Source organism: Anaerosporobacter sp. (genome assembly GCF_031551385.1).
Lineage (GTDB): Bacteria > Bacillota > Clostridia > Lachnospirales > Lachnospiraceae > Anaerosporobacter.
In genome coordinates this window covers 1-4,233 of the sequence record NZ_JAVBNS010000126.1, presented here as the reverse complement: position 1 = coordinate 4,233, position 4,233 = coordinate 1, and the positions used below count along the sequence as shown (strand labels likewise).

The window sequence follows — 4,233 nt, the reverse complement described above, 5'->3', positions numbered from 1 at the left end:
AATCCCTCAGGAATTAATTTGATTCGCGCATTTGCAGGCCAAGGTATCAGAGTATGGGGAGCGAGAACCTGTTCTAGTGACAACAACTGGAGATATATAAATGTTAGAAGACTCTTTATATTTATTGAAGAATCTATTAAGGTAAACACCAGTTGGGTAGCATTTGAGCCTAATGATGCTACGCTTTGGTCAAGAGTAGAGGGAACAATTAGAGTGTTCTTAATGAACTTGTGGCGTAACGGCGCACTTGTAGGATCTAGGATGGAGGAAGCTTTTTTTATTAATATTGGCAGCAGCACCATGACCCCAGATGATATTAAAGAGGGAAGAATGATATGTGTTATCGGTGTTGCAACAGTTAAGCCGGCTGAGTTTATGATTTTTAGGATTGAGCAAAGGACGGAAAAGCTGGGGTAAAAGCTTTACTCGTACCGTGAATTAATATTCCTTAGCCAAACAGTCATAACCCCTTCGAATACTTCATACAATGTAAAAAAGTATTCTGAGGGGATTTCTTTTGAAAGATTATATTGAAGAGCGTGCCATTAGCATTGCTAATTATATTATTGATTACAATGCAACAGTAAGACAGACTGCAAAAGCATTTGGGGTGAGTAAAAGCACGGTACATATGGTAGTAACAAAATAGAACGGTTTTGGGTTAGGGTTGAATAAGGGATGGGATATCGATGTCGTAATAAATGTCGTAATAAATTTCAATTAATGTGAATGTGATAGATTATCATAAATTGGCGGTTGGTGCAGAAATAATTGCGCTAACTGCTATTTACTTTTGAGAAAAAACTTATTATAATTATATTAAATCGCCCACAGATTGATTTGATAATAATTGGTTTAATAAAAGGTGAAAAATGAAAAGAAAAGAAGAAATCAGAGAAATTTTTATTCGATACAATAATGTACTTAGAACATCCCAGCTATCATCAGAAAAGATACATTATGTAGATATTCAAAGGCTATTGAACGATGGTGATATCGAAAAGATTCGACGAGGATATTACCACTGGGTAGACCAATCGAATCATAGCGAGGTAATAATTATTAATAGTCTTTTCCCGGATGCTATCCTATGTATGGACACTGCACTATTGTATTATGGGTATAGTGATAGAAATCCAGTAGAGTGGCATTTAGCTGTGGAGAGAAATATTGCAAAACAACGAGTGAAAATAGACTACCCATTTATAAAGGTATATCGTACAGAGGCATACCTTATGCCAATTGGAGAAACAGTTGGGAGTATAGATGATATAGAGGTACGCATTTATGATAGAGAGCGAACCATTTGCGATTGCTTAAAGAACATGAATAGGATGGATAAAGAGTTATTTAACAAGGCAATACAGAATTATGTGAGAGATTCTAAAAAGAATATTCCTAACCTAATGATGTACGCTAAGGAGCTTAGAGTACAAAAGAAGGTAAGAGATTTGATAGGAGTGTGGTTGTAATGGCGGATATAGCGGCATCGGTATTAGCAAAGTTAAAAAATAAGGCGAAAGCATCGGGAATTAGTTATCAGCAATGCTTACAGCTTTTTATGCAGGAAGAGTTTTTGCGTAAGTTATCAAAATCGAACTATACTTCAAATCTTGTTCTCAAAGGAGGCTTGTTTATCTATACGCTTACTAATTTTGAAGGTAGGGCAACAATAGATGTGGATTTTCTGCTTAGATATCAATCCAATTCCATTGAGGAAGTAAAGAAGATGATTGAAGAAATACTAACTGTTCAAACTGGTAATGATTTTATTGAAATGCGTACAAACGGATTCGAAATGATTTCACCTCAGCGTAAGTATAATGGAATTAGCACGCAGATAATCGGACAAATCAAGAATATAAGGATTCCCTTTAATATTGATATAGGTGTTGGGGATATTATAGTACCTAACTCATCATTAAGAAAGATAAGTACCCAACTTTCAGACTTTGAAGTGCCTGAAATATATACATATTCTATAGAAAGTACAATCGCTGAAAAATTTGATGCCATCATCCAGAGATATGAACTGACAGGAAGAATGAAGGATTTTTATGATATTTATTACCTTGCTAAAACATTTGATTTTGATGGAGCAAAGCTACAAACAGCAATCTATGAGACATTACAAAATAGAGGAACACCATATGAGCAAAATAGTTTTAAACGTCTGGTTATGCTCGCAGAGGATTCTGACATGCAGATTAAGTGGAGGTATTTTTTAAAGACGATTAAGAATGACATGCTGGATTTTGGTATTGTAATAGCAGAAATAGAAAAGTTTCTTGAGCCATTATTTGAAGCAATTGTGAATGAGGATGAGTGGCAAAAGAAGTGGGAGTGTAAGGGGCAAGTATGGGTTTAATGAAGGATTTTTCCAATATTTGTTAAGGAATTTGATATATGTGTTTCATATTTCTAAAGAGAACCACGTTGACATAATTTTCTGCAATGTGTATGATATTGTTTGTGAACGTATTACAGAAACCTGAGAGGACTGTAATCTAAAGAGGCTCCCGAGGGGGCCTTTTGCATGTTTTGAGAATAGAATAGGGGAACGGATTAATAGAGGTGAGATTAGAAATGTCTAGAATATAGGCTTCGCCCTTGAATTTGGATAATCAATAGTCCTAATGGTTGAACGTAAATTTTACACTTAATATATGTATCAATTGCAAGCTTCGTTTATTCTTGAGGATGTGTAGCTGGGAAACCTTCTATTTGGTCCAGGATTATGTCGGCACCCTCCCTCCTCTTGATATTATACGATATTTTATTTCAAGGGAATAACCTATTTTGCTTTGTACTAGTTTGATGATAACACAATGGTGAGAAGGTGTGGGGTGATTTTAGGGGAAAATTAAGGATATAAATCAGGGACTAATAATGATATAACAGCTCCACTGTGTGAAACAAAATTATTTGAAAAGCTAGGCAATCACCGAACCAGCGTGAAGTGCACGTTTGGTACTTTGAAGGATAATTGCATCCTTGATAATATCTATATTGAAAAAAAAGGCTAGGGCAAAAATCATTATGGATATATCTTGTATTGTCCTTTTTGCATCTAGATTATCAGATGTAGCTAACAAGGAAAAATTCAAAGTAGCATAAGATGATTAACATGTGAAATGAAGGTGTCATATTTCAGTCAGCGCCAATTAACAGTGATCTGAGAAAGAGTTGGTGAAGTGCGCCCTGTTTTCAAAAATTACCCACAAAGATTGAAAATGAATTATGAAATCACCTCATTTAGTTTAGGCGAAAGCAATATCAAATTCAATAAGCAAATAATTAAAATTATCTATTAAGTATGCATACTGTATAGGATGGGTATTCTTAAGCTTTTGGTAACGATTCAGTTCATCATCTTCTAGATGTACTCCAAATCCACAATACATGCATCCATTTCTCGTATAACCCTTTTCATATAAAGAAGAAATTTTTATGTTGTTGATTTGAATATATTCATTAATATCTTTATCAGCCCAAAATGAAAGAGGTCTACATTGATTATCTTTTCTTACGTGAAAAACATTGCATCCATAATTTAACCATTCGCTTTCCCTTTGGCGACTTTCAGATGCTAAAATTCCGATTATTGCACATTCTAATCCTAACGCCTTTGCCTTTCTTTTGAGTGGCTCTTTTTTTAGCTTATCGCAGCATCTATCTGAAATGTTCATTTCTTTATATTTATCATATTTCTTGAAATTCCGGTTTATGTAGTCAATTGAATTTTGCTTTGTTTGTGAAGATTTTGCATTTCGATAAGTACGGATTGCATTAGAAATCCGTTTTGAAAACATAGGGTAACCATAATGTTCTACGACATCTTTGAATGTCCATATTTTACCTTTACTATCAATTGGAAGAACCGTGATTATGTTAGTACCATTGTGTTCTTTTTCCCATTTTACGTGTTGGATGGTTTCGGGGTATTCGTTTGTTGTATTTGCAAATAAATGTAAAATATCTGGAAATATTTGTTTTGCAATGTGGGACAGCACGGTAGAGTCTTTTCCACCAGAATAAGAAACATACACCTTATCTTTGCCGAATTCATCAAAGGCATCTTGAATCATGCGCTTTGTTTTCGATACTTTATATTCTAGAGGGAGTGAACGCAAAGAATAGAGAACAAATCTCCTTCCTAATATAAACTCCTTTCTTTCAGATCCACATTTATTACAAAATCGAGAATCATTTGAAAATATGTTATTTTTATTA

Annotated in this window: 4 protein-coding genes and 1 pseudogene; 4 read left to right on the top strand and 1 reads right to left on the bottom strand. The window is 34.4% G+C overall.

Features of this window, described 5'->3' with window-relative positions; all coding sequences use genetic code 11:
- The 4 genes and pseudogenes from RMR19_RS10770 to RMR19_RS10755 form a co-directional block, all read left to right on the top strand.
- Positions 1-417 (top strand): phage tail sheath family protein (locus RMR19_RS10770; RefSeq protein ID WP_310603494.1); only part of this gene is annotated, 417 nt, incomplete at its 5' end.
- A gap of 100 nt (positions 418-517) precedes the next feature.
- Positions 518-643: pseudogene (locus RMR19_RS10765) on the top strand (sporulation transcriptional regulator SpoIIID); the annotation flags it as partial.
- Between the two features lie 229 nt (positions 644-872).
- Positions 873-1,472 (top strand): type IV toxin-antitoxin system AbiEi family antitoxin domain-containing protein, encoded by a 600-nt coding sequence (locus RMR19_RS10760; RefSeq protein WP_310603493.1) that lies wholly within the window; start codon positions 873-875, stop codon positions 1,470-1,472.
- Entirely contained in the window at positions 1,472-2,368 is an 897-nt protein-coding gene (locus tag RMR19_RS10755; protein WP_310603492.1) for a nucleotidyl transferase AbiEii/AbiGii toxin family protein, read from the top strand. The genes RMR19_RS10760 and RMR19_RS10755 overlap by 1 nt, the downstream gene beginning before the upstream one ends.
- A gap of 892 nt (positions 2,369-3,260) precedes the next feature.
- Here RMR19_RS10755 and RMR19_RS10750 read toward each other — a convergent pair.
- The coding region (locus RMR19_RS10750) for a phosphoadenosine phosphosulfate reductase family protein (RefSeq protein WP_310603491.1) at positions 3,261-4,233 on the bottom strand (973 nt) is incomplete at its 5' end.

Excerpts from the sequence above, each read along its gene's own strand:
- RMR19_RS10755 (WP_310603492.1), top strand. The coding sequence starts at position 1,472 with ATGGCGGATATAGCGGCATCGGTATTAGCAAAGTTAAAAAATAAGGCG.
- RMR19_RS10760 (WP_310603493.1), top strand. The coding sequence starts at position 873 with ATGAAAAGAAAAGAAGAAATCAGAGAAATTTTTATTCGATACAATAAT.